The sequence below is a fragment of the Corynebacterium glyciniphilum AJ 3170 genome (genome assembly GCF_000626675.1).
Taxonomy (GTDB): Bacteria; Actinomycetota; Actinomycetes; order Mycobacteriales; family Mycobacteriaceae; genus Corynebacterium; species Corynebacterium glyciniphilum.
Window position 1 is genome coordinate 1,563,008 of record NZ_CP006842.1, and the last position, 23,874, is coordinate 1,586,881.

A 23,874-nucleotide genomic window follows, 5' to 3' on the forward strand; every position below is an offset into this window, starting at 1 on the left:
GACTGATCCGAACGACCCCGAAGACACGGGCACCACGGCCGACGGCTCTACTGCGGCAGATGGAAGCCACAACGATGTGCCGGACACAACTGACGTGGATGACACGTGGGGGTCCCGGCAGAGTGCGCCGAGCACCCTCGAGCAGGCCCCGATGACCGAACGGCAGAAAGTGGCTGCCCGGCGGGAGGAGTCCGCCCGCACGAAGAAGCGGACTTATCCCTGGTGGGTCGAGTTCCCCATCATTCTGGTAATCGCACTGGTGCTGCTGGCTCTGTTCAACTCCTTCGTGGGACGTCCCTACCTGATTCCTTCGGAATCGATGGAACCCACGTTGCACGGGTGTGAAGACTGCGTCGGCGACAGGATCTTCGTCAACAAGCTGTCCTACAGCTTCGGCGGCGAGCCGTCGCCGGGGGATGTCGTCGTCTTCAACGGTCCGGAGTCCTGGAACGACCAGTATGTCTCGCAGCGTTCCGACAACAGTGTCGTCAGTGGCATTCAGACGGCGTTGTCCTATATCGGTATTCTCGCTCCCGATGAGAATGCACTGGTCAAGCGTGTCATCGCCACCGGAGGCCAGACCGTACAGTGTCAGGCGGGTGATCCTGGAGTGATGGTCGACGGAAAGAAGGTCGATGACTCCTATACGCGTTCACCACTGACGTACCAGGTCGATCCGATGACTGGGTCGGATGCCTGCCAGGGTTCCTATTTCGGTCCGGTGACAGTGCCGGAGGGGAACTTGTGGGTGATGGGTGACAACCGGACGAACTCGGGCGATTCGCGGTTCCACATCGGTGATGAACGTCAGGGGACGGTACCGGTTGACGATGTCGTCGGCAAGGTCACGGCCAGGATCTGGCCGTTGGACCGTATCGGTGGTGTCGGTTCTCCGGATATCCAGCAGTAGAGGTGGTACCGGTGCGCACCATGCCGGACGGCAGGACGCTGGAGTGGGCTGTGTACAAGGCCGGTCTGGGGCCTGTCGCCGGTGTAGACGAGGCAGGACGCGGTGCCTGCTGTGGTCCCGTCACCATCGCGGCCTGCGTCCTTCCGCCTGGGCCGATTCCAGAGCTCGTCGGACTGACTGACTCCAAGAAGCTGACCCCGAAGAAGCGCGACCATTTCTTCGATGTGGTCAGGACGGTCGCCGATGACTGGGCCGTGGTGCATGTCCCGGCGTCCTACGTGGATACCTGGGGAATCCAACACGCGAACCTGGGAGGAATGCGACGTGCCGTGGCTCGGCTCGATGTGCGCCCCGGCTACATCCTCACCGACGCGATGAAGGTCAATGGTTTTCCACGCCCGCACCTTCCCGTGGTCAAGGGTGACCTGATTGCCCGATGCATCTCTGCGGCGAGTGTTTTGGCGAAAGTCTCCCGCGACCGGCTGATGACGCAGTTGGACCGTGACTATCCAGGTTACGGACTGGCCGGGCACAAGGGCTACGGTACTGCGTCACACATGGCCTCGGTGAGTCTGCTCGGTGGGACCCCAGAGCACCGTTACACTTACTCCAATGTGGCCGCCGCCCACCAACGGTGGCAGGCCGGACCGCCGATCGAAAAGGGAGATGACCAGCAACCGTGAGCGCCGAGGAGCTTGAGGACTACGAGGCCAACGTGGAGCTGTCCATGTACCGCGAGTACCGGGACGTGGTCAGCCAGTTCAGTTACGTTGTGGAGACCGAGCGTCGGTTCTACCTCGCCAATGCCGTGGAGCTGTTGCCCCGTAACGCCAACGGAGAGGTCTACTACGAGGTACGGATGTCGGACGCCTGGGTGTGGGACATGTATCGCCCGGCCCGTTTCGTCCGTTATGTCCGGGTGATCACCTACAAGGACGTCAATATCGAGGAACTCGATAAACCTGATCTGCGTATGCCCGACTGATTCCTGAACGGGACGGCCTCCGGGTCGAGGAACGTCTGTCCACAGGTTCCCGGTTCTCCACAGTGTCTTGCGGAAACGACGGCGATCGGCCACGGAGCAGCCTCGGCGATGTGCCAGAGTGCTGAGCTATGTCACCAGGCACGAACACTCCCAGACACAGTCGCCGCGGACCCCAGGACCCGCCTGCGCGACCGTTGTCCCGCCGGACGCGTCCACGCAGAAACCTCAGGGAGGTCGGGACGGCTGGCGAAGATGAGGCAGTCGCCTACTTTGTTGACCGCGGATACCGGCTGCTCGACCGCAACTTCTTCACCACTCGTGGCGAGGTGGACATCGTCCTCGCCGGTGGCGACGGGGACGACCGAACCATCGTTTTCGTCGAGGTCAAGTGGCGGCTCGACGGGCGCTACGGCACCGGTGCGGAGGCGGTGACCCCGGCGAAGCTTGCCGCGATGCGGCATGCCGGGGCAGAGTGGCTCCGCCGCAATCCGCGCCACCGGGCGCCGGTGGTGCGCTTCGATGTCCTGGATATCACCGCAGGTGAAATTACCCATTACCAGGGGGTGGGGTGGTGACTACGTTCAGTGAACACTCTCCGGTGCGGGTGGGGCAGGCCCGCGGAATGGCCTTGAGCGGTGTCAGCGGCACGCCGGTGATGGTGGAGTGCGACATCAGCAGGGGCCTGCCCGGCATGAGCATCGTGGGACTCGGCGACACGGCGGTGGTCCAGGCACGTGACCGGGTACGTTCGGCAATGATCAACAGTGGTCTGGAATGGCCGAAGAGCAGAGTGGTCATGAGTCTGTCCCCGGCGTCTGTGCCTAAAAGGGGGTCGGGATTCGATCTACCGATGGTGTTGGCGATACTCGTGGCACAGAGAGTGGTTCCCGCCGAAGAATCCGGGTCGACGATCGTGATCGGAGAGCTCGGCCTTGACGGTACGGTGCGGCCCGTAGACGGTGTGCTGCCGATGCTCCTGGCGGCGGATCGCGCCGGATTCTGTCGTGCGGCGGTGCCACGGGCAAACCGGGTTGAAGCATCTCGCGCCGCCCGAGTGACCGGGCTGGAGGTGGCCGGCCTTGCCCATCTGCGTGATCTGGCCCCGTGGATCCGCGGCGAGCTGGTGGAGGGGATCGAGACGTGCGAACCAGACCAGCGAGGAGGTCCGTTGTCGGCTGTCCCCGGACCGGACCTGTCGGAAGTGTGCGGACAGGAGGAGGCTCGTCGCGGTCTGGAGATCGCAGCTGCAGGAGGACATCACCTGTGGTTGTCGGGGCCGCCGGGGTCCGGAAAGCCCGACCCGGTTTCAGGGTACGTTATGACCATGACACCTACACAGGAACAACCGCAGCAGGTCAGGGCAGCGATCTACTGCCGTATCAGTCGCGACAAGGGCGGTGAAGGACTCGGCGTCGAGCGGCAAGAGCAGGCGTGTCGGGCGCTAGCGGAGCGTGAGGGGTGGACGGTCACGAAGGTCTACGCCGACAACTCGATCAGCGCATACAGCGGAGCGAAGCGACCGGGATACCGGTCACTGCTCGACGCCGTGGCCCGTGGCGAGTTCGACCGGGTGGTGGCATGGGCACCCGATCGCTTGCACCGCCGCCCGATCGAGCTGAACGAGTACATCGACGCCACCGAGCAGGTAGGGGTGTCGACGCACACGGTCAACGCGGGGCATTGGGACTTGTCGACAGCCGGGGGCAGGATGTCGGCTCGTGTTCTCGGCGACCTCGCCGCGTACGAGTCCGAACTACGTGCGGAGCGTGTCCTCGCCGCGCAGCTACAGGCCCGGCGGTCGGGTAAGCCGCGCACCGACGGTCGGCGCTCGTTCGGGTACCACTTCGTCGACGGCGAGTACATCGTCGACGAGCGCGAAGCTGAAGCGCTGCGCGAAGCGGCCCGGCAGATTCTCGCCGGGGTGTCGCTGCGGCAGGTCGCCCTACGTATGGCGGACGAGGGGATCACGTCGACCCGAGGTAACCCGATGAATCCCGAGTCACTGCGAGACACGATCAAGACACCCCGCGTCGCCGGGCTGGTCAGCTGGAATCCGAGGGACCGCAAGGGCAAGCGGCTGCGCCACAACCGGCAGATTCTCGACGGCGTCACCGGGCAATGGCAGCCGATTCTCGACGTCGACACGTGGCGGGCCGTCTGCGACGTCCTCGACAACCCGGCGAAGGAAATGAACCGCCGGGGCAACAAGAACAAGCACCTTGGCAGCGGCATTTACCGGTGCGAGTGCGGGGACAGCCTGCAGATCAAGTACAAGACGAGGGCCGACGGCACACAGTGTCGGCGCTACACTTGCCGTCGCCGCGAGCCGCTGCACGCCCCGGCGAGTGGGTTCCACTCGTCGATACACGGCGACAACGTCGACGAGACCGTTGTCGAGGTCGTGCTGCAGCGGTTGGAACAGACCGATATACGCGCTCACCTCGCGTTGACCTCGGGCCGGGTGGACGAGGTTAGTCGGCTGACAGACAAGCGGGCGCAGGTGCGGCAACGTCTCGACGACCTCGACGATCAGGTCGCTCTCGGGGCGATCACCCCGGCGGCGTATGCGCGTGTCGCCCCGAAAGTCGAGCAGCAGGTCGCCGAGCTTGACGCACAGCTCGCGGAGCTTGCCGGGCACGATAACGCCCTCGCCCCGCTCGCCGAGACCGACGATGTACGGCAGTGGTGGGCCGGTGCCGACCTCGACCTGCGCCGGGCCGTGCTGCGGTCGCTCGTCGACATCACGATCATGCACGGCACGCCGGGGCGTAAGACGTTCGACCCCGATCGGGTCGTGTTCCGCTGGAAAACCGGCGACGACCCCGCCGGGGCTGAATGACACGAAGAATCCTCGACCACTACATGTTGTGGTGTTGCCTGCTATCAGCACTCCACGTTGTCGCAGGTGGCGGTGTATTGGTAACACTTCGAGTAACAGAATATGTGGTGTTGACCTGCTGTGACCCTAGCGAACAGTAGTAGACACAGCATCTAGGGGGCGGTATGGTCGTCGTCATGTAGCCCCTCGGGTGGCCGCGTGAACGCCTATCGGGGCGGCGCGAGCCCGAGGACGACGGCCCTGCCCCACCAGAACGGTGCGATCTCCCGTGTAGAGAAGCTGATTCAGCGGACCACCTGACGCCTGTAGACCCCGGCGCGGGTGTTCGCTCGCACTCCACGGAGCAACCCCAGTGTCTACACGCACACCCACGAAACCGAACTACCCGGCCCCGAGCGCTGGGCGTACTAAGTCCGCTGCCCGTGCCCTCGGGATCGTTCGCCGAGACCACGGAGACGATCCGGCTGCCGTCCTCGCCGCAGAACAGGACGTCGCTGTAGAGCGCGTGCTGTTCCACGCTCACCGCGCACTGTCCAGTTACCCGAACCTCGCCGGGCTGCGGCCCGAGCAGGTCGAGCGCGTGGTCGCCCTGTTGACCGGTCAGGCGGTGCAGTCATGACCGCCCCGACGACCGCCGCAGACCACAACCCCGACCCTGCCGTCGTCGAGTATGCCCGCCGGGTGCTCGTCGACCGCGCCGGGAACACCGTTGCTGAAGCGGTCGACGGCCTGCCGGACACTTACCAGTTCATCCGCGATACCCGTATCAGGACGCAACGGGCGACGGTGACGATCGGCAGGTACGATACCGTCGACGCCGTGCACGCTGTCGCGCTGTTCGCCGGGACCGATGACGCCGCTGTGGTCGCCGCCACGCTCGACGCCGAACGCCAACAGGCGGAGCGGAAAAGCAAGGCCGCGCAGGACGACGATGACGCCAAGGAGCTACGACGACGGAAGGCTCGCAAGAACGCCGACCGTGTCGAAGCTGCGGAGCTGTACGGCGACGTCGCCGAGGTCGAGGTGCAGATCGGTGACGCCGCGACGACCCCAACCGAGGTCACCGACAGCTTTCTCGTCGAGTCGCTGTGGTCGTACACCCGGCCACAGGTGCTGTTGTACGCGAAGGCGAAGATCGGTAAGTCCACGCTCGCGCACAACGTGATCGCCGCGCTGCTGTCCGGCAACCGGTTGTTCGGTCGCTATCGGGTCGAGACCCCGGCGGGGCGTATCGGGCTGATCGACACCGAGATGACACCGGAACACCTGCGCAACGAGTTCGGCACCGAGTGGCCCGAGATTGTGGCGAACAACGAACGTCTCGCGACATGGTCGCTCGGGCGTAAAGGTGCGGCCCGGCAGTTCGACGTGACCGACCCCGAGGTACGGCAGAAGTGGGTCGACCGACTACGCACCGCCAACGTCGAGGTACTGATCGTGGACTGTCTCGGGCCGCTGCTGCGCACGGCGGGCGTCAGCGAGAACGAGGACGCCGCGCGGTTCATGGAGCACATACGCGAGGTGTGCGACCGCGCCGGGGTGAAGGCACACCTGATCGTCGATCATGCGTCAAGCAAGCAGGGCAACGAGGGCAACGGCCCGCGAGGTGATTCGAAGAAGCAGGACACCGCCGACGCGCTGTGGAAGTTCAGCAAGAATCGGGACACCGGTCTGTTTCACCTGCACGTCGAGGGTCGCGACGGCGAGCACACCGTCGACCTAGAGCGCGACGTCGACAGCTACCGGTTCCGCAAGGTGTTCTATCTCGACGATCCGGACTATGCCCGCGAGAAGGACGCGCACGAGCTGTTCCCGGTTGTGCGGGCGGCGATCAGCGACAGCCCGGCGGTGCTGTCACAGACCGAGCTACGCGACGCTGTCGGCGAGCGGCTGAAGAGACGGGCCGACCCGCCGGGGCGTGACCGCGTACGGCAGGCGATTATCTCGCTGACGGTGCAGGGCTGTCTGTCGGAGTCGCGGGGCGAGCGCGGGGCAAAGCTGTACGCCCTGACGGGCACCGAGCCGGTCAAGCCGTCGAAGCCCGTTCAGCGCTACGATGACGGCTCGTTCGGCGGGGCACCGGTGCCCGAATGACCGTTCTAGGCACCCGTGCACCCCCGTGACGGCGACCTGCGGTTTTGTGTCCTCGCTAGAACGGTCGCGCCGAACGGTAAAAGGTGGCGTGACATGCACCGGGGATACACCCGGCGGGACCGTTCTACGACAGATCAGGGCAGAAAACAGGCCCCGCGCTAGAACGGTCGCCAAAAAGGGCGTATCCGTGCAGGTCAGACCCGGTCGACCGTTCTAGCGGTTTCTTAGAACGGTCACCCCGGCGCTAGTACGGTCACAGATACCTTGACCTGCGGATATGGCACCCCGGCTGGAACGTTCCAGTGTTCTAAAACCCCTATATAGTAGTAAAGCTATATAGGGGGTGGGAGAATGGTCGGTCTGACGGGTACCAGCCGGGCTGTAAGTTGGCCCCGCCGGGGCTGTCGATCGACCGGTTTCGCCGAACGGCTGCGCTACAGCCGGGATGGTGGGATGATGACCTCGCACGTGCAGTCGGGGGGTCACCGTTTCGCATCTGGTCCCGGTGGTCTGCTCGGTCGAGTAGCGATCCCCCCTCGCAAGGCCCGAGCTGTAACCCGACTGTGCGTGTGTCCCCTGTGCCGCCCCGCGACACGGCACCACCGGCCCGCTGCGGCTCGCTGAAGCCCCGCCGGGTACCCGTGTGTAGGTTCGGCCCCTTCAGGGCCGCAGACAGCCGCACAGAGCCGCCGGGGCTGGATAGGCTGAACCCATGACCAAGGATCGCCCTCGCCACAACCACACGTACTACAAGCGCATCGCCCGCGAGAAGGCTCGCTGTACCCGTGACCCGGCGCTCGCCGTGTGCTGGATCTGTGGAGAGCCTATCGACATGGCGCTGCCGCACGACCACAAGCGAGCGTTCACCCTCGATCACGTTGTGCCGATCGCTCGTGGTGGTCGAGTGCTGGACGAGACACGTTACGCACATCGTGACTGCAACAGTGCGCGAGGTGGTGGTCGGACGGCGACGACTGCCACAACTGCTATTGAGTGGTGAAGTACATAAATCATGCGTAAAACACGTGCACGCGATAGATGGTTTGGGCGCGGTTTGGCTGTGACTCGGTTCGATGCTCGACGCGAACAACAGCACGAAATAGCGGCGAGATTAAACGCGACGAAAAGTTCGACGATAACGAATGAGAACGACAGCGACAGTGCGAACGACAGTCACGAAGTCATTGTGTTGTACGATTCAAGAACGAAAAGTTCTTGCGAAGCGATGAACGCATTTTCGACCTTAATGAATCATGATGATTCGCGCGTGCCGGGGGGGGGTTGAAGATCGAAGGGGTGGGGAGGGCCCCCCGACGCCGCCGACCGTGGCCCTCCACCGTTATGCCGGATCTCCGAGACGGACAGAACTTATGACCCAAAAACGTAAATCGGGCCGCTTACCTTTCTGTAAGGTTCGCCCGTTGCCCGTCGCCGCCCGCCGACTTCGTCGGGCCGCTCGGTGACCAGCTCGGGGGCAGCTGGTAGTAGTCGAGGGTCAGCAGGTCAAGGGGGATATTCGAGGTGCGGTAAGCGGGGGAGGGCGGCGTGTAGTGCTGTGATAATTCCGACACTGCAATCGGGATAAAGGAGAAACACGAATGACACCCGACGACTTCCTCGAAATGGACCGCAACCTGTTCGCCGCCCGCGCGGAAGAAGTGGCGTTCAACCTCGCTGATCTGCAGATAGGTCGTATCGTGCCCCCGGCGCTCGACGACCTCGTCGCCGCAGACGAGCGCGTCGCCGGGCAGGTGCAGGCCGTCCGTGATGCTGACACGACCCCGACCGGTGCGGACGCCCTCGCGGCCCTCGCGGGCGAGGTCGTCGCCGGGAAGGTGAAGCCCGAGACCGCGATCAAGCGGCTGAACGGGGCGGCGAGTCTGCGGACCCTGCCGGGTAACCCCCGCCGGTCTCGTGTTGATCTTCTCGCCGGGCATGTCGAGACCGCCGCCCGTGCTGCCGAGGATCGCCCCGAGTGGTCGCCGACATCGCTTCGCCGATCCGTGGTGCCTGAAGTCCGGTCACGCCTGCAGAAGGTCGCCGACGACATGCTGTCGACGATGAACGCGGCACCGGCGATCGTGCGCGAGAAGGTCGGCGAAGTCCGGGACTTCAGCGGCTACGAAATCGGCTATGGACAGCCCGGCGGTATGGCCGGTGCGCTCGACTGGATCGCCCCGACCGGCGACCTCCGTGCCGTCGACCCGGACGAGCTGAAGGCCGTGCAGCGTCTTCAGGCCGCATGGTCGGTGCTGTCGCCGAGCAGCTTCGATGCTTTCTGGTGGCTCGGGACGGGACAGGCCGCACAGCGGGACAGCATGAACGAGTACGTCGGCGCTGCCGGTGCCGCCTTCGACCACTTCGACCCGGCTCTGCTCGTCGTCGGTGGTGAAGCGGTCGACTACGTGGCAGCTGGTCTGCGGCTGGACTACCTCGTCGCCGCCGGGATCGTCACCGAGTTCTCCGTCGTCGCTGACCCCTTCGGCGACGACGTCGAGGAATGGCGGGCACGGGTGCGGCGTGCCGAGCAGTTCGACCTGTATATCAACGAGAAGCGGCACCTGCGGGACATCAACGGCGCGGTGCTTGTCCGGGACCAGGCGCACCTGCAGGATATGCACGCCCGAACTGAAACACCCCGCATGGGACAGGTCGAGCTGTTCCGCCGTCACCTGCTCGGGTCGGGTCGGGTCAATGGCTGATCTGTTCGCCCCCGGCGACCTGACCCGTGACGGGTTCTTTGCCCTTCCCGACGAGGACGACACCGTCGCGGTGCCGGACAGCCCGACCATGAGCCGTAAGGCGGTCGCGAAGTACCTCGGTGTGTCGCCCCGCGCCGTCGAAGTCGCAGCAAGGAAGCACGAGATACGGAGAACTTCGCCGGGCCTGTATCTCACGTCCTCGGTCACCGCGCACCGTCCGGCCCGCGCCGTGTGCAGTACGGCCCAACTTTTGTCCGTCCTCGGGGTGTCCCCGGCGTGGTGGCAGGCGAACGGTTCACGGCTGAAGATAGCTGCCGATCCCGTCGTGGGCCTGCCCCGCTGGGTCAAGGTTGACGTGAACCGACTCGCCACCGCGCTACGAGCCGGGACGGGGGCGGCATGACACGGCGAACCGGAAACCTGCCCTACCGGGTAGTCGAACCGCGCGGCCCGAAACCCCCGTTTCGCGAACCACCGAGCGAAGCTGAACAGCTCGCCCGGATGACCCACGACAACGGACGGGTCGAGCCGACCCGTCCCGACGATCTACTGCGCCAGATGTACCCCGATTCATAAGGAGAGACGAACGATGACCAGCACGAACAAGACCGCAACCGCCCCGACCGACCCCGGTGCGATGACCGTCGGGGAACTTCGCCGACAACTCGCGGAGCGGCACGGCACCGCCCTCGCACAGACCGACAAGCTGCTCGCGGACGTCACCGTCGACTGTGTCCGTCAGGACGTCGCGCAGCGTATGAGCCGGGTCGCTGAACGGCTCGCCCGAAACTCGTCACTGCTCGACCGCAACGCGGCCCGGTTGTCCACAGACGAGAATGACCCCCTCGCCGCTGTACAGCGGGACGTCGGGGCGCTGGTCGACCTGTTCGGCGTCGCGGAGGTGCTGCACGGGCGCACCCGCCGGGTGCGAGGGGAGTGACCCATGACCGAGGACAGCGCCCCCGAGTACCGCCGGGTACTCACCCCTGATCTGGTGGCAACGGCTCGCCGCCGGGTGGCTGCGGGAGAACTCGTGTCCGCCGTGGCTGTGGACATCGGGATCAAGCACACAACGCTGTGTGCTGCGGTGACCGGTCGCAGCTGGTCGTCCGTCGATTCTGTGGTGCCGCCGGTGCGGCGAAACCTGCCGTCCGACCGCGAGCACTACACCGACGATCAGCGTGATGCGATTGTCGACCGTGCGCTGACGATCCAGAGTCAGCACCCGACACTCACAATCGCCGCAATCGCCCGACTACTCGACCTGCAGCCCTCGACCTTGCGGGTGTGGACGTCCCGCCACCGTCGAGCGCAGGGGTAGCCGTGACAGCGGCTGTAGGATGAAAGGCGTCAGGTGACCGGTCACCTGTACTACGGCACACCCCGGCGATCCAGAGCGTCGGGGTGTGCCATTGTTCTCGGGGAGTTATCGCACCATAGGATCGGCGGCATGAGTATGGACGTGGTTATCCCGGCGGCGAGTGGTCTGATCGGTGCAGGGATCGGGGCTGTGATCGCCGAGCGGTTCCAGTCTCGTCGCGCGAAGCATGATCGGCTGAACGCGATCAGGGTCGATCAGTTCGAGAAGGCACGCGACTTCGCTGTAGTGGTTCACGAGGGGCACCGTCACTTGTCGCCCCTCGTGGACATCTTCGACAGGGTGAACCGCTCGGGCGACCATCACGAACCCTCCGAGGTGCTGTCGTCGCACGAAGGTTTCTTCGACCAAGTACGCGCCGGGGTTGCAGTGGCACGATACAGCGCCGTCGACGGGGGAGTACGTTTCGCCCTTGACAACGTAATTGCCGGGGTCGACGACTTCGACGAACTCTACGCACAGATCAGGCAAGAAGTCGGAACGAGCGGGTCGTATGACGCGGCGAAGGATACAGCCGCCGAGGTCGACAAGTTGCTGCCCCACTTCACGATGTTGACCGATCAGGTGGTCACCTTCGCGCGTACGTGGTTATACGAGTCGACCTTTGAGCGCGGCGATGGATCGGGATACTACGAATCGTGGTGGAAGCGCGTCCGTAAGCGCGTGAACAAGCTACTCACACGAACCTACGGCGGGTAGACGTCGGGCTGCAGGTCTGCGGGTACGCCGGGCACCATAAGATCACGGCATGGATTCAGAACTCATTGTGTCGGTGGGTCTTCCCGTGGCGACGTTCTTCGCCGGTTGGTTCGTCGAGTCCCTGCGCACGAAGTCGAACCGGAAGCACGACGAAGCGGTAGCTGAAAAGAACCGCGAGTATGAGCGGGCTGTTCAGCAACGCGACGCGGTGTCTGACATGTCCGACCAGATTCAGGCGCTCGTCCTCGACCACACTCACGACCCCGACGGGCTGTATGACCACGGGATTGTGCATTGGGAGCAGCGACAGTTACCACGGCTGTACTTGGAAGCGTCGAACATCATCGTGAAAGCCCGGCGGTACAGCTTCGGCGACGGCGACAAGGCGCTCGTTGCACTCGGTAAATACTGCTACGACGGTTCGCTAGAAGTGGCGTCAGGGCATTCGGCCATGATGGACGCGCAACGGCGGTATGACGCCGGTGACGAGACGCCGCCCGACCTGACCCAGATTCTGCCCCTCGACTTGTGGTTCGAAAACCTGAAGATCAAGGCCGAGCGGTGCGTCGACGTCGCCAAACGGCAGTTAGAAGGGGACAAGCCTGCTAAGTAGTCGTTGGCAGGAGGTATCTAGTGCTCGTCGCTAAGTTGAGCCTGGAACTCTTTCTTGAACCATGCGACAAGGTCTAGCACGCTATCCTCGGCGATGGTCAACGGGTCTTCTGCTGCAGCAAAGTGGCCCATAGCGGAGCAGAGTGCTGGAGAAGTTATCGTTTCCTTTACTGAGTTGAGACTCGTGATAATGTCATCGCACTTATTCTCAACTGTTTCGACTAGGGTCAATGCTTTGACCGCGCGAGTGTTTTGAATGCAACGTGTTATTTCGCCGGGGTCGATTTCGGAATACTCGCTATTCCTTGTCCGAAGTGCAGAGACGCTGTCGTATATTTCGACTACCCGTTTCTGGGTTTCGTAGTGCATTGCGTACGACTGTGTCTCATTGGTTGCTTTCCTCGTCACCTCGCCAGACTTTTTGCCGCCCCAGTACGCAGCACCGCCGCCGATTGCACCCGCGCCTAGAAGCTCTATGAGGTTCCACAGTTCAAATCCGGACATGGCGCGAGCATAGCCCAGCGACTGCCACACACGTCTAGGGGTACCTCAAAACCGGTATTGCCAAATCGATGCTGGCCGAACGACTGCCGGGTATTCTGCCGCCTCTCCGGGAAGACGAACAGCTCGAGTCGGCAGCGGTTCATTCGGTCGCCGGTGCCCGGGACCGGTTGGAGCAGGTCTGGCGTGGTGAACGGCCGTTCGTCGCGCCACACCACTCGGTCACACGTGCAGCGCTGACTGGCGGTGGAAGCGGCCGGATCCGCCCGGGAGCGGTGAGCATCGCCCACAACGGCGTGCTGTTCATCGACGAAGCGCCCGAGGTCGCGGCCGGGGTACTGGAGCTGCTGCGCACTCCGATGGAGACCGGTCGAATCGACGTGGCACGCCACCATGGCACGGTGCGCTTCCCCGCACGGTTCCAGTTGGTCCTTGCCTCGAACCCCTGTCCCTGTGGCGCCGCAGAGCCGGTGGACTGCCGGTGTCGGGGAGGCGTCCGCGACCGCTACCTTCACAGGCTGTCTGGGCCGTTGCTGGACCGAGTGGACCTGTCGGTGCGCACCCGGACTGACCCTACGAGTGGCCTTGTTCCCGCAGACGACCTGGTATCCACCTCCGGGGAGTCCAGCGCCGAGGTCCGGGACCGGGTCATCGAGGCCAGGGGCCGTTCGGTACATCGTTGGAAACGCTGGGCCTCCAATGCGTCCGTGCCGGGGCCGTTCCTGCGCCGGGAGTATCCCGCGGATGACGCTGGCATGGCACTTCTCCAGGAGAAACTGCGGGTGGGGACGGTCTCACACCGCGGGGTCGACCGGACTCTCCGCGTCGCCTGGACGATGGCCGACCTCAGTGGCAGCGCTCAGCCCGGGACATCCCAGGTCATGGACGCACTTGAGTTGTACACGAGCGCGGTCGACAGAGACGGAGTGTGAGGGGGAATATGAGGGAGACTGAGATGGGGGACAAGGACGTGTCGCGACAGAAGGCCTGGGTGTACCTGCGCCGGGTGGTGGAGGCCTCCCAGACGGAACTTCTGGAACTGCTGTGGCCCGACGGGGTGACGGGCGGGGCACGTGCCTCCGTGGACACCACCGCACCAGCAGATGTTGAACGAGCGGCCGGCATGATTCGTCGTCGTGATCCCGCACTACCGGATACTCTCCTGGAAAGCACCCGCCGTCGAGCCGATGTCGACGCCGAAAGTGACCTCGCATTCGCGCGGGACAACGGGTGGAGACTGATCACACCGGATGCTGAGGAATGGCCCACGGACCTTCTCGCCGCGTCATTCACGAACATCGGGCCCGACACCATGGTCGACGGAATCCGGGGGCAGGCGACTCAGCCCTTCGCGCTCTGGGCGACCGGGACCGCGAGACTTGATGAAGCCGTCGACCGCAGTGTGGCCATGGTCGGTACACGATCGTCGACAGCTTACGGGAACCGGACCACCCACGCGATGGCGGGCGAACTCGCCAACGCCGGGTACACGGTGGTGTCTGGTGGCGCGCTGGGCATCGACACCGCGGCTCACTCCGGGGCCCTCAGTGCGGGAGGTCGGACAGTGGTGGTCACCGCCACCGGGCCCGGACAGGTCTACCCCAGGTCCAATGAACGACTGTTCCACGCTGCATCAGGGAGAGGGTTGGTGCTTTCGGAGTACCCGCCGCACCAACGGGCGGCCCGCCACCGCTTCCTCACCCGTAACCGTCTCGTTGCAGCACTCTCGCAGGGAACCGTGCTGTTGGCTGCGGGATACCGGTCGGGAGCAGTGAATACGGCGAATTGGGCCGATACGATGTACCGGCCCGTCATGGTGTTGCCAGGGCCGGTCGATTCCGCAGAGTACATCGGATGCCACAAGCGGATCCGCGACGGTGCCGGAATCCTGATCACCCGCGCCGCAGACGTTCGTGAAGTCCTCGAACCGTTGGGGACCGTCGACACCGAACGCCAGCTCAGCCTGGAGTTCGGCGCTACGCCTGTGCAACAGCTCAAGGCGGACCAGCTCAGGGTCTACGACGCCTGTGGAGTAGACAGCGACACTCTCGGCGGGCTGGAACAGACGGGCTGGAACAGATCAGCACCGACACCGCTCTGCCCATCAACGCGGTCGTGACGATCATCACCGAACTCGAGGCACTGAATCTGGTGATCCGGTCCCGCGGCCGATGGATCAAGACCCGGGAGCACAGTAGCCGGGCATAACGAGACCGGGGCAGGAGGCAGCGGACTAGAATCTGTGGTCATGAGCAGCCACCGTGCGCCCGACGAGCCCGCCGACGCAGGCCCCGTGAACGAGGCCATCGACGCCTACCTCGAATACCTCTCCCTGGTGAAGGGACGGGCGGTCAACACCGTCACCGCCTACGGTCGGGATCTCCGCGCCGCCTGCGAAGGCCTCGAGAGCATCGACCAGTTCACCCTCGACCGAGGACGGGACGTGTTGGACTGGGCTCTGGAATCGGGTGCCTCCCGGGCCTCCGTGGCGCGACTCGTCTCCAGCATGCGGGGATTCGGCAGCTGGCTCAGCCACACCGGACGGCTCCCACTCAACCCGGTCTCCGCTCTACAGGCACCTACCCCTCAGCGGCATCTGCCGCGGGTCCTCAACAACAACCAGGCAGACACCCTGCTCGACCACGCACGAGCACAAGCGGAGTTGACGGACACCGACATCGACAACCCGGGAGACGACCACCGCCGTGCTCTGGCTGTCCGTGACTGGGCGATTCTGGAACTGCTCTACGCCAGCGGTATCCGAGTCTCCGAGCTCTGCAGTGCTGACCTGGCGGACCTCGGGGACCGCGACCTCCGGGTGACTGGTAAGGGGAACAAGACCCGCATCGTCCCCTTCGGCACCAGTGCCCGTGAGGCGATGAATGCCTGGATCAACGTCCGCCCCCGTCTCTCGGCACGCCGGGCCGGTAATCAACCCGCGGTGCCCGCACTGTTCCTCGGAAGCCGTGGAGGAAGAATCGACCAGCGGCGGGTCCGCGAGATCGTTCACAACGCAGCAACAGAGGCAGGAACGCCAGGTATCTCCCCGCACGGACTCCGACATACCAGCGCCACCGCAGTCCTCGAAGGGGGAGCAGACCTCCGGGTCGTCCAGGAACTTCTCGGACATGCGTCGATGCAGACGACACAGATCTACACTCACGTCGGTTCGGAACGGCTCCGTCGAGTCTACCGACAGACGCACCCCCGGTCCGGATTCCAGCACTGACGACGAATGACCGGAACTCTTCTCCACCACCCGGGACACCGTCAGCTCCACAGCCGCACCACGACGGGGGCGAGCAGACTCATCGGGTCAATGTAACGTCCGTAGTCGGTGCCGGTGCGTGCGCCCCAGGACAGCCCTTCCTCGCGCCGGGCCGTGTCCGACAGAGACTCAGCATGGGCCAGAATGCCGATGGTCTCGCCCGAAGAAACGCGGTCACCTGCTGAGACGTTGGCTATGACCGGCTCGTACGTGGTGCGCAGGCCACCGGAGTGGTTGATCGAGACCACGGGGTTTCCGGCGACCACCCCGGCGAAATGCACGGTTCCCCCGGCACTGGCCCCGACTGCATCACCGGGAAGTGCGTGCAGGTCCACACCACGGTGTCCCGGTAGCCAGTTCTCTGTCGGGATGTCCGCCGGACGCACTACCCGTCCCGGCACCGGACGTTCGTGGTGTCGGTCGGTCTGCGCTCCCGCCGGCGTCAGTGACGACACCGCGAGGATCACACTGAACCATGCGATGAAGAGTCTCGGTCGTCGCTGTCGATGCAGCCTCGTCGTCATCCCTGTCGTTATCCCCGTCATGGGCCCATTGTTCCCTGACTGCGGAGGGAAGATCGGGGGCGATGGTGCGGGTGTGGATAACTCACTCGCCGCCGGAGATAGCGTGAGGCCAAAGTGGCGGATGGGGTTTCAGTGGTCCGGTGGGCTGCCGGCCGTCTGCCGCGCGGTGCGACTTACGCACACGCCCGGGTGAAAGAGTTGTGGGATCACCTGGTGCCGGGTAGATTCAACATCCGCAGTATGTCCGCCAGTATGGCGCGGCACTCAGCCGGCGGTCCACGTCGGTTGCCGAGAACGGTCTCCGAGAATGTCACTGTCACACGCGATCTGTGCCAGGAACGGGGGAGTGTCCCGAAACGCCAGTTCCGGTGGGTGTGCTGACATCGCGTAGGTATCGCGTGATCCGACTCTGTGGCCCGTCCGTCAACGGTCCCCGCTGAATCAGCGGGGTTAACTGGGCGGGGACAACCCGGGGATGCCTGCCAGGACGACCGATGAACCGACGGTTACCGTGGGCAAGTCGGCCGTAGAAGAACCGTCAACCTGAACTTTTGAAAGCGAGGAAGGGGAGCGGCGGCCGGGAGAATCCCCGGTCAGCGAACTCTCCTGAACTATCATGGCTGTTGTCACCATGCGCGAACTGCTGGACGCCGGCGTCCACTTCGGTCACCAGACCCGTCGTTGGAACCCGAAGATGAAGCGTTTCATCTTCACCGACCGTAACGGCATCTACATCATCGATCTGCAGCAGACTCTGACCTTCATCGACGAGGCCTACGAGTTCGTCAAGGAGACCGTTGCCCACGGCGGCAACATTCTCTACGTCGGCACCAAGAAGCAGGCCCAGGAAGCTATCGCTACCGAGGCGGAGCGCGTCGGGATGCCCTACGTCAACCACCGTTGGCTCGGCGGCATGCTCACCAACTTCCAGACTGTCGCGAAGCGTCTGCACCGTCTCAAGGAGCTCCAGGCAATGGAAGCTGCTGAGGACGGCTACAAGGGCCGCACCAAGAAGGAGGTCCTGATGCTGACCCGCGAGCGTAACAAGCTCGAGCGCGTCCTGGGCGGCATCTCCGACATGTCCAAGGTCCCCTCCGCACTGTGGATCGTGGACACCAACAAGGAGCACATCGCCGTCTCCGAGGCGAAGAAGCTCAACATCCCGGTTGTCGCCATCCTCGACACCAACTGTGACCCGGATGACGTTAACTTCCCGATCCCGGGCAACGACGACGCCATCCGTGCCACCACGGTGCTGACCTCGGTGATCTCCTCCGCTGTCGAGGCCGGGCGCACCGCACGTGCCGAGCGTCAGGCTGCTGCAGCCAAGGAGTCCGCCGGCGACGCAGAGAAGACCGCCGAGAAGGCAGAGAAGACCGAGAAGACGGAACAGGCTGAGGCTCCCGAGGCTGACGCTGCTGCGGAGACCCCCGCAGCCGAGTCTGCAGAGTAATTCTCTCCACGTCTGTACTTTTCACTTCCACCATCTGAAGGAGGATCGCCTCACATGGCGAACTACACCGCCGCCGACGTCAAGAAGCTCCGCGAGCTCACCGGCTCCGGCATGATGGCCTGCAAGAAGGCCCTCGAAGAGTCCGAAGGGGACTTCGACAAGGCCGTCGAGATCCTGCGCATCAAGGGCGCCAAGGACGTGGGCAAGCGCGCTGAGCGCACCGCGGCCGAGGGCTTGATCGCCGTCTCCGGCAACACCATGGTCGAGATCAACTCGGAGACCGACTTCGTCGCGAAGAACTCCGAGTTCATCGAGCTTGCAAACCGCATCGCCGAGGCTGCTGCCGCCGCCAAGGCCAACAGCCCGGAGGCTCTCGCAGCTGCTGACGTCGACGGCAAGTCCGCCGAGACCGTCATCCAGGAGCTGTCCGCCAAGATCGGTGAGAAGCTCGAGCTGCGTCGCGCCGTCACTATTGACGGTGACAAGATCGCTGTCTACCTGCACCACCGTTCGTCCGACCTGCCCCCGGCAGTCGGCGTGCTCGTTTCCTACACCGGTGACGACGAGGGTGCCGCCAAGGCGGCTGCCATGCAGGTCGCCGCTCTGAAGGCCACCTACCTGTCCAGCGAGGACGTCCCGGAGGAGACCGTCTCCAAGGAGCGAGAGATCGCCGAGGCTACCGCTCGCGAGGAAGGCAAGCCGGAGAAGGCACTGCCGAACATCATCGAAGGGCGCCTCAAGGGCTACTTCAAGGACGCCTGCCTGCTGGATCAGCCGTCCGTCACCGAGTCCAAGAAGACCGTCAAGCAGGTCATGGACGAGGCCGGCGTTACGCTGAACGGTTTCGTGCGCTTCGAGGTCGGCCAGAGCTAAGCTCCCGGCACCCTCGTTCCGCTCACAGGCGAACCGGTACTGGACCCGTCGGCCCCGCTCATCCGGGGTCGGCGGGTTCAGTGCTGTCCGGAACAGTCCGGCACGCTAGGATGATCAATCGGATACAGACCGCACCTACACCCCACAAGGAGATCCCACGGTGGCCGAAAGCACTGCAAGCACTGGAGACACCTCGACCGGCTACAAGAGGGTCATGTTGAAGCTGGGGGGAGAGATGTTCGGCGGCGGTAAAGTCGGTATCGACCCCGACGTCGTCGAGAATGTGGCCCGGCAGATCGCCGAGGTCGCGAGCACCGGTGCGGAGATCGCCGTGGTGATCGGTGGCGGCAACTTCTTCCGGGGTGCCGAACTGCAGCAGCGTGGCCTCGACCGCGCACGGTCCGACTACATGGGCATGCTGGGCACGGTGATGAACTGTCTGGCTCTGCAGGACTTCCTCGAGCAGCAGGGCATCGACTCCCGGGTTCAGACCGCCATCAATATGGCGCAGGTGTCTGAGCCGTACCTTCCGTTGCGCGCCGACCGGCACCTGGAGAAAGGCCGCGTGGTGATTTTCGGTGCGGGCATGGGTATGCCTTACTTCTCGACGGATACCACGGCCGCCCAGCGCGCCCTGGAGATCGGTTGTGAGGTCCTGTTGATGGCTAAGGGCGTCGACGGCGTCTACAACGACGACCCGCGCACCAACCCGGATGCTGAGCTCTTCCACGAGATCAGCCACCGTGAGGTTATCGAACGCGGTCTCAAGGTCGCTGATGCCACGGCGTTCAGCCTGTGCATGGACAACAACATGCCCATGCTCGTCTTCAATCTCCTCACCGACGGCAACATCGCCCGGGCTGTGGCGGGGGAACAGATCGGCACCCTGGTCGCGACCCCCGCGTCCTGATCTCCGTTACCGTCGCTGACAGCAGAATAAACCACCCCTGCATCAGGTAGTGGTGAACTTCTGGGAAACTCACGTCTGGTGACTGGTAGATTCGTCACTGGAACAGCAAGACCTGCCCGCAACAGTTTTATCTTCGACAAGAGGACAGCAATGATTGACGACACCCTGCTCGAGTCCGAGGACTACATGAGCCGCTCGGTGGAACACGTCCGCGAGGACCTGATGACCATCCGGACCGGCCGTGCGAACCCTGCCATGTTCAACGGCGTGTTCGCCGAGTACTACGGTGTGCGCACCCCGATCACCCAGATGGCGACGATCAGTGTGCCCGAACCACGCATGCTGATCATCAAGCCCTACGAGATGTCGGCGATGCAGGAGGTCGAGAACGCGATCCGCAATTCCGACCTCGGGGTGAACCCCACCAACGACGGCCACGTCCTGCGTGTGACGGTACCGCAGCTGACGGAGGAGCGGCGCCGCGACCTGGTCAAGGTCGCCAAGTCCAAGGGGGAGGACGCGAAGATCGCGATCCGCAACATCCGCCGGAAGGGCATGGACAGCCTGGCGAAGATCCAGAAGGACGGGGATGCCGGAGAGGACGAGGTCAAGGCCGCAGAGAAGGAGCTGGACAAGGTCACCCAGCAGTACGTCGGGCAGGTCGATGCCGTCGTAGAGTCGAAGGAAAAGGAGTTGATGGAGGTCTAGTGTCTGCTGGACATCCATCAGAGCCAGACGCCGCCGTGAATGCCGCGAATAACGTGGGACGGGACGGCTACCGCCTGCCGCAGCCGAAGAACTCCGCCGGGCGGAATCTTCCTGTCGCCATCGCCAGTGGAATCGCCCTCGGCGCTCTGGTGGTGGCGGGGCTTGCCGTACCTTACGTCTGGTACCCGCTGATCGCCGTGGCCATGGGGTTGGCGACATATGAGGTCTGGAGCCGGCTACGGGAGAACGGCTACGGACTCAACCTCCCGGTGCTCGTCATCGGTGGACAGGCCATGATCTGGCTGTCGTGGCCGTTCGGTGTGACCGGACTGATCTCGGCTTTCGCATTGAGCGCCGTGGCCTCGGTGGTAGCCCGTCTCTTCCACAACGGCAGGACGGTGCCACCGACGAACTGGCTACGTGACATCGGCATCTCGCTGTTCGTCCTGGTGTGGATACCGATGTGCGGTGCTTTCGCGGGTATGCTGTCGCAGCTGACCTACCAGGATGTTCCGTGGTGGAGTTTTGTCCTGACGTTCATGTTGTGCGTCATCGCATCGGACGTGGGTGGGTACGCTGCCGGTGTATTTTTCGGAAGCCATCCGATGGTGCCCGCGATCAGCCCGAAGAAGTCCTGGGAGGGTTTTGCCGGGTCGGTTGTTTTCGCGGCACTGGTCGGCATGCTCTCGGTGCTCTTCCTCCTGGACCTGCGCGACCCCATGCACTACGTGCTGGGGCTGTCGCTGGGCGCCGGGCTGGCGCTCTGCGCCACCGTGGGAGACCTGGTTGAATCGCAGTTCAAGCGCGACCTGAAGATCAAGGACATGTCCGCGATGATCCCGGGGCACGGCGGGCTGATGGACCGTCTCGACGGGATGTTGCCGGCCGCGATGCTCACGTGGATCGTGATGACCGCTGTCGCGGCGCTGTGAGAGCGGACCGGAGTTAACGATTGCGCCCCGTGCCCTTTCCGCGGGTGCCGTCCGGATGATTGATCTGGCGTCGCAGCTGCAGAATCCTCACCGCGCCGACACACGCCATGACAAGTGCACCGGCGATGGCGGCGATCAGCATGCCGACGCCGATGGGGAAGTTCCACTGCCAGACGAACATCTGCAGTCGGACCGAGTCCTGGTTCTGGAGGATGAAGACGAGCAACAGAATCAGGATGACCGCGCCGATGGTCAGGCCTACCCAGGTCGATCCCGCAATCGATCCCGCAACGGTTGGCTTCTCCCCGGCATGCTGCTCTGAGCCTGTTGAGTCTCCCGCGGCTCCGGAATCCACGGTGTCGGGGCTGGTGCCCGTCGCTGTCGTCTCAGCAACGTCTGTGCCGGTGCTGACCTCGGCGTTCTCGGCAGCTTCCGCTGCGTCAGTGGCGGGGACGGTCAGGTCGTCTGAGTAGTCATTCCCGTGGCTCGTAGTCATGTCGCCCAGTGTAGTGCCAAGACACGATGTGCTCACCCCCTCCACGACGTGCAATAATGACCGACACCATGACTACACCGGTACAACTGCAGTTCCGTGCCCCCACCAGGGGCATGCCACCCACTCACCTGGCTGACCTCACTGACGACGAGGTCAAGTCGGCGGTTACCGATGCCGGATTGCCCGGCTTCCGCGCCAACCAGATCGCACGTCAGTACTACGGGCGCCTTGAGGGGGATCCGTCGCAGATGACGGACCTCCCCGAGGGCCTGCGCGCTACGGTCAAGGACACACTGTTTCCCACGTTGATGGAGTCCGTGCGCAACATTTCCTGCGATGAGGGACAGACCCGTAAGACGCTGTGGAAGTTGCACGACGCCACAATGCTCGAGTCCGTCCTGATGCGCTACCCGGACCGTGCGACCCTCTGCATTTCCTCTCAGGCCGGCTGCGGCATGGCCTGCCCGTTCTGCGCCACGGGCCAGGGTGGGTTGGACCGTAACCTGTCCACCGCGGAGATCGTCGAGCAGGTCCGAGCCGCAGCGAAAGCAATGCGCGACGGTGAGGTCGAGGGCGGGGAAGGGCGCCTGTCGAATATCGTGTTCATGGGAATGGGGGAGCCACTGGCCAACTACAAGCGTGTGGTCAAGGCGATCAAGCGCATCACCTCTCCTTCTCCGGAAGGGTTCGGTATTTCCGCACGCAACATCACGGTCTCGACCGTGGGGCTTGCCCCTGCAATCCGTAAGCTCGCGGACGAGGGGATGCACATGCGTCTGGCCGTGAGCCTGCACTGCCCGGACGATGAGTTGCGCGACACCCTTGTCCCGGTCAACAACCGTTGGTCCGTCGATGAAGTTCTCGAGGCGGCACGGTATTACGCCGACAAGTCCGGTCGTCGTGTCTCTATCGAGTATGCCCTGATCCGCGACATCAACGATCACCCGTGGCGTGCCGACCTACTCGGCAAGAAGTTGCGGGGAGCACTCGGCAACCAGGTGCACGTGAACCTGATTCCTCTGAACCCGACGCCCGGCTCGAAATGGGATGCGTCACCGAAACCAGTCCAGGATGAGTTCGTCCGGCGGGTCGCGGCTCAGGGCGTCGCGTGCACGGTGCGTGACACCCGCGGCCAGGAGATCGCGGCGGCCTGTGGGCAGCTCGCGGCCGAGGAACGATAGCGCGCCTCAGCTGTGTCCTGACACGTACGCTCCCGGTCGGCCCATTCCAGGAAACCAACCGGGAGCGTCCGGGGGGGGGATCCGAGAACGACAACGCCCCGCACGGTCCGGGAATCAACGGACGATGCGGGGCCTTGTGTCGGCGTCGGAGTGATGCCTCCGCTAGTGGTGCAGTGCGTGCTTCGGGGTCTCGATGTTCTCGACACCGTCGGATCCGACACCAGGAAGGTTCCAGGAACGGAGCTCTGCGGTGGTCATGTTGGCGTAGGCGCCGGTGAGGTTGCGCTGGTCGGCGGCCCAGTCCGGCTCCTGGTGTCCGGCCGGCTTGTTGTGCGCGGTCACCGTCGCACGGGCAGGCTTCGGCTTCCAGTTGGGCGAGGAGTGGCGCGCGTACAGCGTCGTTCCCAGCAGGACGAGGACACCGATGGCAACCAGCCAGATGTTCTCGACGTGACCCTGGTGGTTACCGAACAGCATGCCGAACATGGAGAGTCCGCCGAGGTAGCCGATGACGATCGTTGTCTTCCGGGGGAACTGGTGCCAGCCCCAGGCGGCGGACGGCTCATCCTCGGTGGAGACGCCGTTGTACACTGCCACCTTCGTGCCATGATTTCCGTGATCGGCCACGTCGATATCCTCCTGAACTAGGACGGCAGTGGTCACCTGCCGAATTATCGGTTCCATTGTGACACATCCCCGCGGTTCGGAGAATTTCCGACCCGGTGTGGGGTCCCCCGTTTGTGTCGGCCTTCTTGCTGACCGGCAGCTGGAGGCTTGCTGGAGGTCTGCTGGGGGAGTACGCGACCGTG

At 64.1% G+C, this 23,874-nt stretch carries 28 protein-coding genes; 24 read left to right on the forward strand and 4 right to left on the reverse strand.

Annotated elements, in window-relative coordinates:
• Positions 1–151: 151 nt before the first annotated feature.
• The 15 genes from lepB (at position 152) to CGLY_RS07410 (ending at position 12,220) form a co-directional block, all read left to right on the forward strand.
• Entirely contained in the window at positions 152–910 is a 759-nt protein-coding gene (gene lepB / locus CGLY_RS07340) for a signal peptidase I (protein WP_038551899.1), read from the forward strand.
• Positions 911–948: 38 nt separating this feature from the next.
• On the forward strand, positions 949–1,593 hold the full coding sequence (locus CGLY_RS07345; RefSeq protein ID WP_038551902.1) for a ribonuclease HII: 645 nt from the start codon (positions 949–951) through the stop codon (positions 1,591–1,593).
• The gene (locus tag CGLY_RS07350; RefSeq protein WP_038548047.1) at positions 1,590–1,895 is read left to right on the forward strand and encodes a DUF2469 domain-containing protein; all 306 of its coding nucleotides are present in this window, start codon (positions 1,590–1,592) and stop codon (positions 1,893–1,895) included. Before CGLY_RS07345 ends, CGLY_RS07350 begins: the two co-directional genes overlap by 4 nt.
• Before the next feature lie 194 nt (positions 1,896–2,089).
• Positions 2,090–2,470: a YraN family protein gene (locus CGLY_RS07355; protein WP_038548063.1), complete on the forward strand. Its 381-nt coding sequence runs from the start codon at positions 2,090–2,092 to the stop codon at positions 2,468–2,470.
• Positions 2,467–4,734: a magnesium chelatase domain-containing protein gene (locus tag CGLY_RS16720; RefSeq protein WP_144313650.1), complete on the forward strand. Its 2,268-nt coding sequence runs from the start codon at positions 2,467–2,469 to the stop codon at positions 4,732–4,734. Before CGLY_RS07355 ends, CGLY_RS16720 begins: the two co-directional genes overlap by 4 nt.
• A 352-nt stretch (positions 4,735–5,086) precedes the next feature.
• The gene (locus tag CGLY_RS07365; RefSeq protein ID WP_038548066.1) at positions 5,087–5,353 is read left to right on the forward strand and encodes a hypothetical protein; all 267 of its coding nucleotides are present in this window, start codon (positions 5,087–5,089) and stop codon (positions 5,351–5,353) included.
• A complete protein-coding gene (locus CGLY_RS07370) occupies positions 5,350–6,828 on the forward strand; it encodes an AAA family ATPase (RefSeq protein ID WP_038548069.1) in 1,479 nt (492 codons plus the stop codon). The genes CGLY_RS07365 and CGLY_RS07370 overlap by 4 nt, the downstream gene beginning before the upstream one ends.
• Before the next feature lie 712 nt (positions 6,829–7,540).
• Positions 7,541–7,828 carry an HNH endonuclease gene (locus CGLY_RS17120; RefSeq protein WP_227590420.1) on the forward strand — a complete coding sequence of 96 codons (288 nt, stop codon included), beginning with the start codon at positions 7,541–7,543 and terminating at the stop codon, positions 7,826–7,828.
• Positions 7,829–8,426: 598 nt separating this feature from the next.
• Positions 8,427–9,530, forward strand: coding sequence for a hypothetical protein (locus CGLY_RS16725; protein WP_052539848.1), 1,104 nt, complete (start codon positions 8,427–8,429; stop codon positions 9,528–9,530).
• Positions 9,523–9,933 carry a hypothetical protein gene (locus tag CGLY_RS07390; RefSeq protein WP_038548080.1) on the forward strand — a complete coding sequence of 137 codons (411 nt, stop codon included), beginning with the start codon at positions 9,523–9,525 and terminating at the stop codon, positions 9,931–9,933. Before CGLY_RS16725 ends, CGLY_RS07390 begins: the two co-directional genes overlap by 8 nt.
• Positions 9,930–10,106 carry a hypothetical protein gene (locus CGLY_RS17545; protein ID WP_158407378.1) on the forward strand — a complete coding sequence of 59 codons (177 nt, stop codon included), beginning with the start codon at positions 9,930–9,932 and terminating at the stop codon, positions 10,104–10,106. Before CGLY_RS07390 ends, CGLY_RS17545 begins: the two co-directional genes overlap by 4 nt.
• Before the next feature lie 13 nt (positions 10,107–10,119).
• Positions 10,120–10,470 (forward strand): hypothetical protein, encoded by a 351-nt coding sequence (locus CGLY_RS07395; protein ID WP_038548083.1) that lies wholly within the window; start codon positions 10,120–10,122, stop codon positions 10,468–10,470.
• A 3-nt stretch (positions 10,471–10,473) separates the two neighbouring features.
• Positions 10,474–10,851 (forward strand): helix-turn-helix domain-containing protein, encoded by a 378-nt coding sequence (locus CGLY_RS07400; protein WP_038548086.1) that lies wholly within the window; start codon positions 10,474–10,476, stop codon positions 10,849–10,851.
• Between the two features lie 129 nt (positions 10,852–10,980).
• Positions 10,981–11,607 carry a hypothetical protein gene (locus tag CGLY_RS07405; protein ID WP_144313651.1) on the forward strand — a complete coding sequence of 209 codons (627 nt, stop codon included), beginning with the start codon at positions 10,981–10,983 and terminating at the stop codon, positions 11,605–11,607.
• A 49-nt stretch (positions 11,608–11,656) separates the two neighbouring features.
• Positions 11,657–12,220 carry a hypothetical protein gene (locus CGLY_RS07410; protein WP_038548092.1) on the forward strand — a complete coding sequence of 188 codons (564 nt, stop codon included), beginning with the start codon at positions 11,657–11,659 and terminating at the stop codon, positions 12,218–12,220.
• Between the two features lie 17 nt (positions 12,221–12,237).
• Here CGLY_RS07410 and CGLY_RS07415 read toward each other — a convergent pair whose 3' ends face one another.
• Positions 12,238–12,723 (reverse strand): hypothetical protein, encoded by a 486-nt coding sequence (locus tag CGLY_RS07415; RefSeq protein WP_144313652.1) that lies wholly within the window; start codon positions 12,721–12,723, stop codon positions 12,238–12,240.
• Positions 12,724–12,791: 68 nt separating this feature from the next.
• Between CGLY_RS07415 and CGLY_RS07420 the strand changes: the two genes are divergently transcribed.
• The 3 genes from CGLY_RS07420 (at position 12,792) to CGLY_RS07430 (ending at position 15,949) form a co-directional block, all read left to right on the forward strand.
• A complete protein-coding gene (locus CGLY_RS07420; RefSeq protein WP_052539850.1) occupies positions 12,792–13,652 on the forward strand; it encodes an ATP-binding protein in 861 nt (286 codons plus the stop codon).
• An 8-nt stretch (positions 13,653–13,660) separates the two neighbouring features.
• Complete coding sequence (gene dprA / locus CGLY_RS07425) at positions 13,661–14,839, forward strand: DNA-processing protein DprA (RefSeq protein WP_227590421.1); 1,179 nt, start codon at positions 13,661–13,663, stop codon at positions 14,837–14,839.
• Between the two features lie 129 nt (positions 14,840–14,968).
• Complete coding sequence (locus tag CGLY_RS07430; protein ID WP_038548099.1) at positions 14,969–15,949, forward strand: tyrosine recombinase XerC; 981 nt, start codon at positions 14,969–14,971, stop codon at positions 15,947–15,949.
• Between the two features lie 41 nt (positions 15,950–15,990).
• Here CGLY_RS07430 and CGLY_RS07435 read toward each other — a convergent pair whose 3' ends face one another.
• Entirely contained in the window at positions 15,991–16,512 is a 522-nt protein-coding gene (locus CGLY_RS07435) for a M23 family metallopeptidase (RefSeq protein WP_052539853.1), read from the reverse strand.
• Positions 16,513–17,128: 616 nt separating this feature from the next.
• Here CGLY_RS07435 and rpsB point away from each other — a divergent pair.
• From rpsB to CGLY_RS07460, 5 genes are all read left to right on the forward strand, one after another.
• Positions 17,129–17,965 (forward strand): 30S ribosomal protein S2, encoded by an 837-nt coding sequence (gene rpsB / locus CGLY_RS07440; RefSeq protein WP_038548102.1) that lies wholly within the window; start codon positions 17,129–17,131, stop codon positions 17,963–17,965.
• Positions 17,966–18,019: 54 nt separating this feature from the next.
• Positions 18,020–18,838 (forward strand): translation elongation factor Ts, encoded by an 819-nt coding sequence (gene tsf / locus CGLY_RS07445; RefSeq protein ID WP_038548105.1) that lies wholly within the window; start codon positions 18,020–18,022, stop codon positions 18,836–18,838.
• Between the two features lie 214 nt (positions 18,839–19,052).
• On the forward strand, positions 19,053–19,748 hold the full coding sequence (gene pyrH / locus CGLY_RS07450) for a UMP kinase (protein WP_052540773.1): 696 nt from the start codon (positions 19,053–19,055) through the stop codon (positions 19,746–19,748).
• Between the two features lie 150 nt (positions 19,749–19,898).
• Positions 19,899–20,456 carry a ribosome recycling factor gene (gene frr / locus CGLY_RS07455; RefSeq protein ID WP_038548111.1) on the forward strand — a complete coding sequence of 186 codons (558 nt, stop codon included), beginning with the start codon at positions 19,899–19,901 and terminating at the stop codon, positions 20,454–20,456.
• A 35-nt stretch (positions 20,457–20,491) separates the two neighbouring features.
• Positions 20,492–21,388: a phosphatidate cytidylyltransferase gene (locus CGLY_RS07460; protein ID WP_081804044.1), complete on the forward strand. Its 897-nt coding sequence runs from the start codon at positions 20,492–20,494 to the stop codon at positions 21,386–21,388.
• 13 nt (positions 21,389–21,401) lie between these two features.
• Here the strand turns inward: CGLY_RS07460 and CGLY_RS17125 are convergent, their stop codons facing one another.
• A complete protein-coding gene (locus CGLY_RS17125) occupies positions 21,402–21,884 on the reverse strand; it encodes a LapA family protein (RefSeq protein WP_081803820.1) in 483 nt (160 codons plus the stop codon).
• Between the two features lie 68 nt (positions 21,885–21,952).
• Here CGLY_RS17125 and rlmN point away from each other — a divergent pair, with 68 nt between their 5' ends.
• Positions 21,953–23,065, forward strand: coding sequence for a 23S rRNA (adenine(2503)-C(2))-methyltransferase RlmN (gene rlmN, locus CGLY_RS07470; RefSeq protein ID WP_038551923.1), 1,113 nt, complete (start codon positions 21,953–21,955; stop codon positions 23,063–23,065).
• A gap of 162 nt (positions 23,066–23,227) precedes the next feature.
• On the opposite strand, the gene CGLY_RS07475 is transcribed toward rlmN, so the two are convergent.
• Positions 23,228–23,728 (reverse strand): DUF2631 domain-containing protein, encoded by a 501-nt coding sequence (locus tag CGLY_RS07475; RefSeq protein WP_407080806.1) that lies wholly within the window; start codon positions 23,726–23,728, stop codon positions 23,228–23,230.
• Positions 23,729–23,874 lie beyond the last annotated feature (146 nt).

Bases quoted from the DNA above. Each gene is read 5' to 3' on its own strand.
- CGLY_RS07435 (WP_052539853.1), bottom strand. From the start codon at position 16,512: ATGACGACGAGGCTGCATCGACAGCGACGACCGAGACTCTTCATCGCA.
- CGLY_RS07430 (WP_038548099.1), top strand. From the start codon at position 14,969: ATGAGCAGCCACCGTGCGCCCGACGAGCCCGCCGACGCAGGCCCCGTG.
- rpsB (WP_038548102.1), top strand. From the start codon at position 17,129: ATGGCTGTTGTCACCATGCGCGAACTGCTGGACGCCGGCGTCCACTTC.
- tsf (WP_038548105.1), top strand. From the start codon at position 18,020: ATGGCGAACTACACCGCCGCCGACGTCAAGAAGCTCCGCGAGCTCACC.
- CGLY_RS07370 (WP_038548069.1), top strand. From the start codon at position 5,350: ATGACCGCCCCGACGACCGCCGCAGACCACAACCCCGACCCTGCCGTC.
- frr (WP_038548111.1), top strand. From the start codon at position 19,899: ATGATTGACGACACCCTGCTCGAGTCCGAGGACTACATGAGCCGCTCG.
- CGLY_RS17125 (WP_081803820.1), bottom strand. From the start codon at position 21,884: ATGACTACGAGCCACGGGAATGACTACTCAGACGACCTGACCGTCCCC.
- rlmN (WP_038551923.1), top strand. From the start codon at position 21,953: ATGACTACACCGGTACAACTGCAGTTCCGTGCCCCCACCAGGGGCATG.
- CGLY_RS17545 (WP_158407378.1), top strand. From the start codon at position 9,930: ATGACACGGCGAACCGGAAACCTGCCCTACCGGGTAGTCGAACCGCGC.
- dprA (WP_227590421.1), top strand. From the start codon at position 13,661: ATGAGGGAGACTGAGATGGGGGACAAGGACGTGTCGCGACAGAAGGCC.
- lepB (WP_038551899.1), top strand. From the start codon at position 152: ATGACCGAACGGCAGAAAGTGGCTGCCCGGCGGGAGGAGTCCGCCCGC.
- CGLY_RS07390 (WP_038548080.1), top strand. From the start codon at position 9,523: ATGGCTGATCTGTTCGCCCCCGGCGACCTGACCCGTGACGGGTTCTTT.
- CGLY_RS07415 (WP_144313652.1), bottom strand. From the start codon at position 12,723: ATGTCCGGATTTGAACTGTGGAACCTCATAGAGCTTCTAGGCGCGGGT.
- CGLY_RS07405 (WP_144313651.1), top strand. From the start codon at position 10,981: ATGAGTATGGACGTGGTTATCCCGGCGGCGAGTGGTCTGATCGGTGCA.
- CGLY_RS16725 (WP_052539848.1), top strand. From the start codon at position 8,427: ATGACACCCGACGACTTCCTCGAAATGGACCGCAACCTGTTCGCCGCC.
- CGLY_RS07395 (WP_038548083.1), top strand. From the start codon at position 10,120: ATGACCAGCACGAACAAGACCGCAACCGCCCCGACCGACCCCGGTGCG.
- CGLY_RS17120 (WP_227590420.1), top strand. From the start codon at position 7,541: ATGACCAAGGATCGCCCTCGCCACAACCACACGTACTACAAGCGCATC.
- pyrH (WP_052540773.1), top strand. From the start codon at position 19,053: ATGTTGAAGCTGGGGGGAGAGATGTTCGGCGGCGGTAAAGTCGGTATC.
- CGLY_RS07410 (WP_038548092.1), top strand. From the start codon at position 11,657: ATGGATTCAGAACTCATTGTGTCGGTGGGTCTTCCCGTGGCGACGTTC.
- CGLY_RS07420 (WP_052539850.1), top strand. From the start codon at position 12,792: ATGCTGGCCGAACGACTGCCGGGTATTCTGCCGCCTCTCCGGGAAGAC.
- CGLY_RS07400 (WP_038548086.1), top strand. From the start codon at position 10,474: ATGACCGAGGACAGCGCCCCCGAGTACCGCCGGGTACTCACCCCTGAT.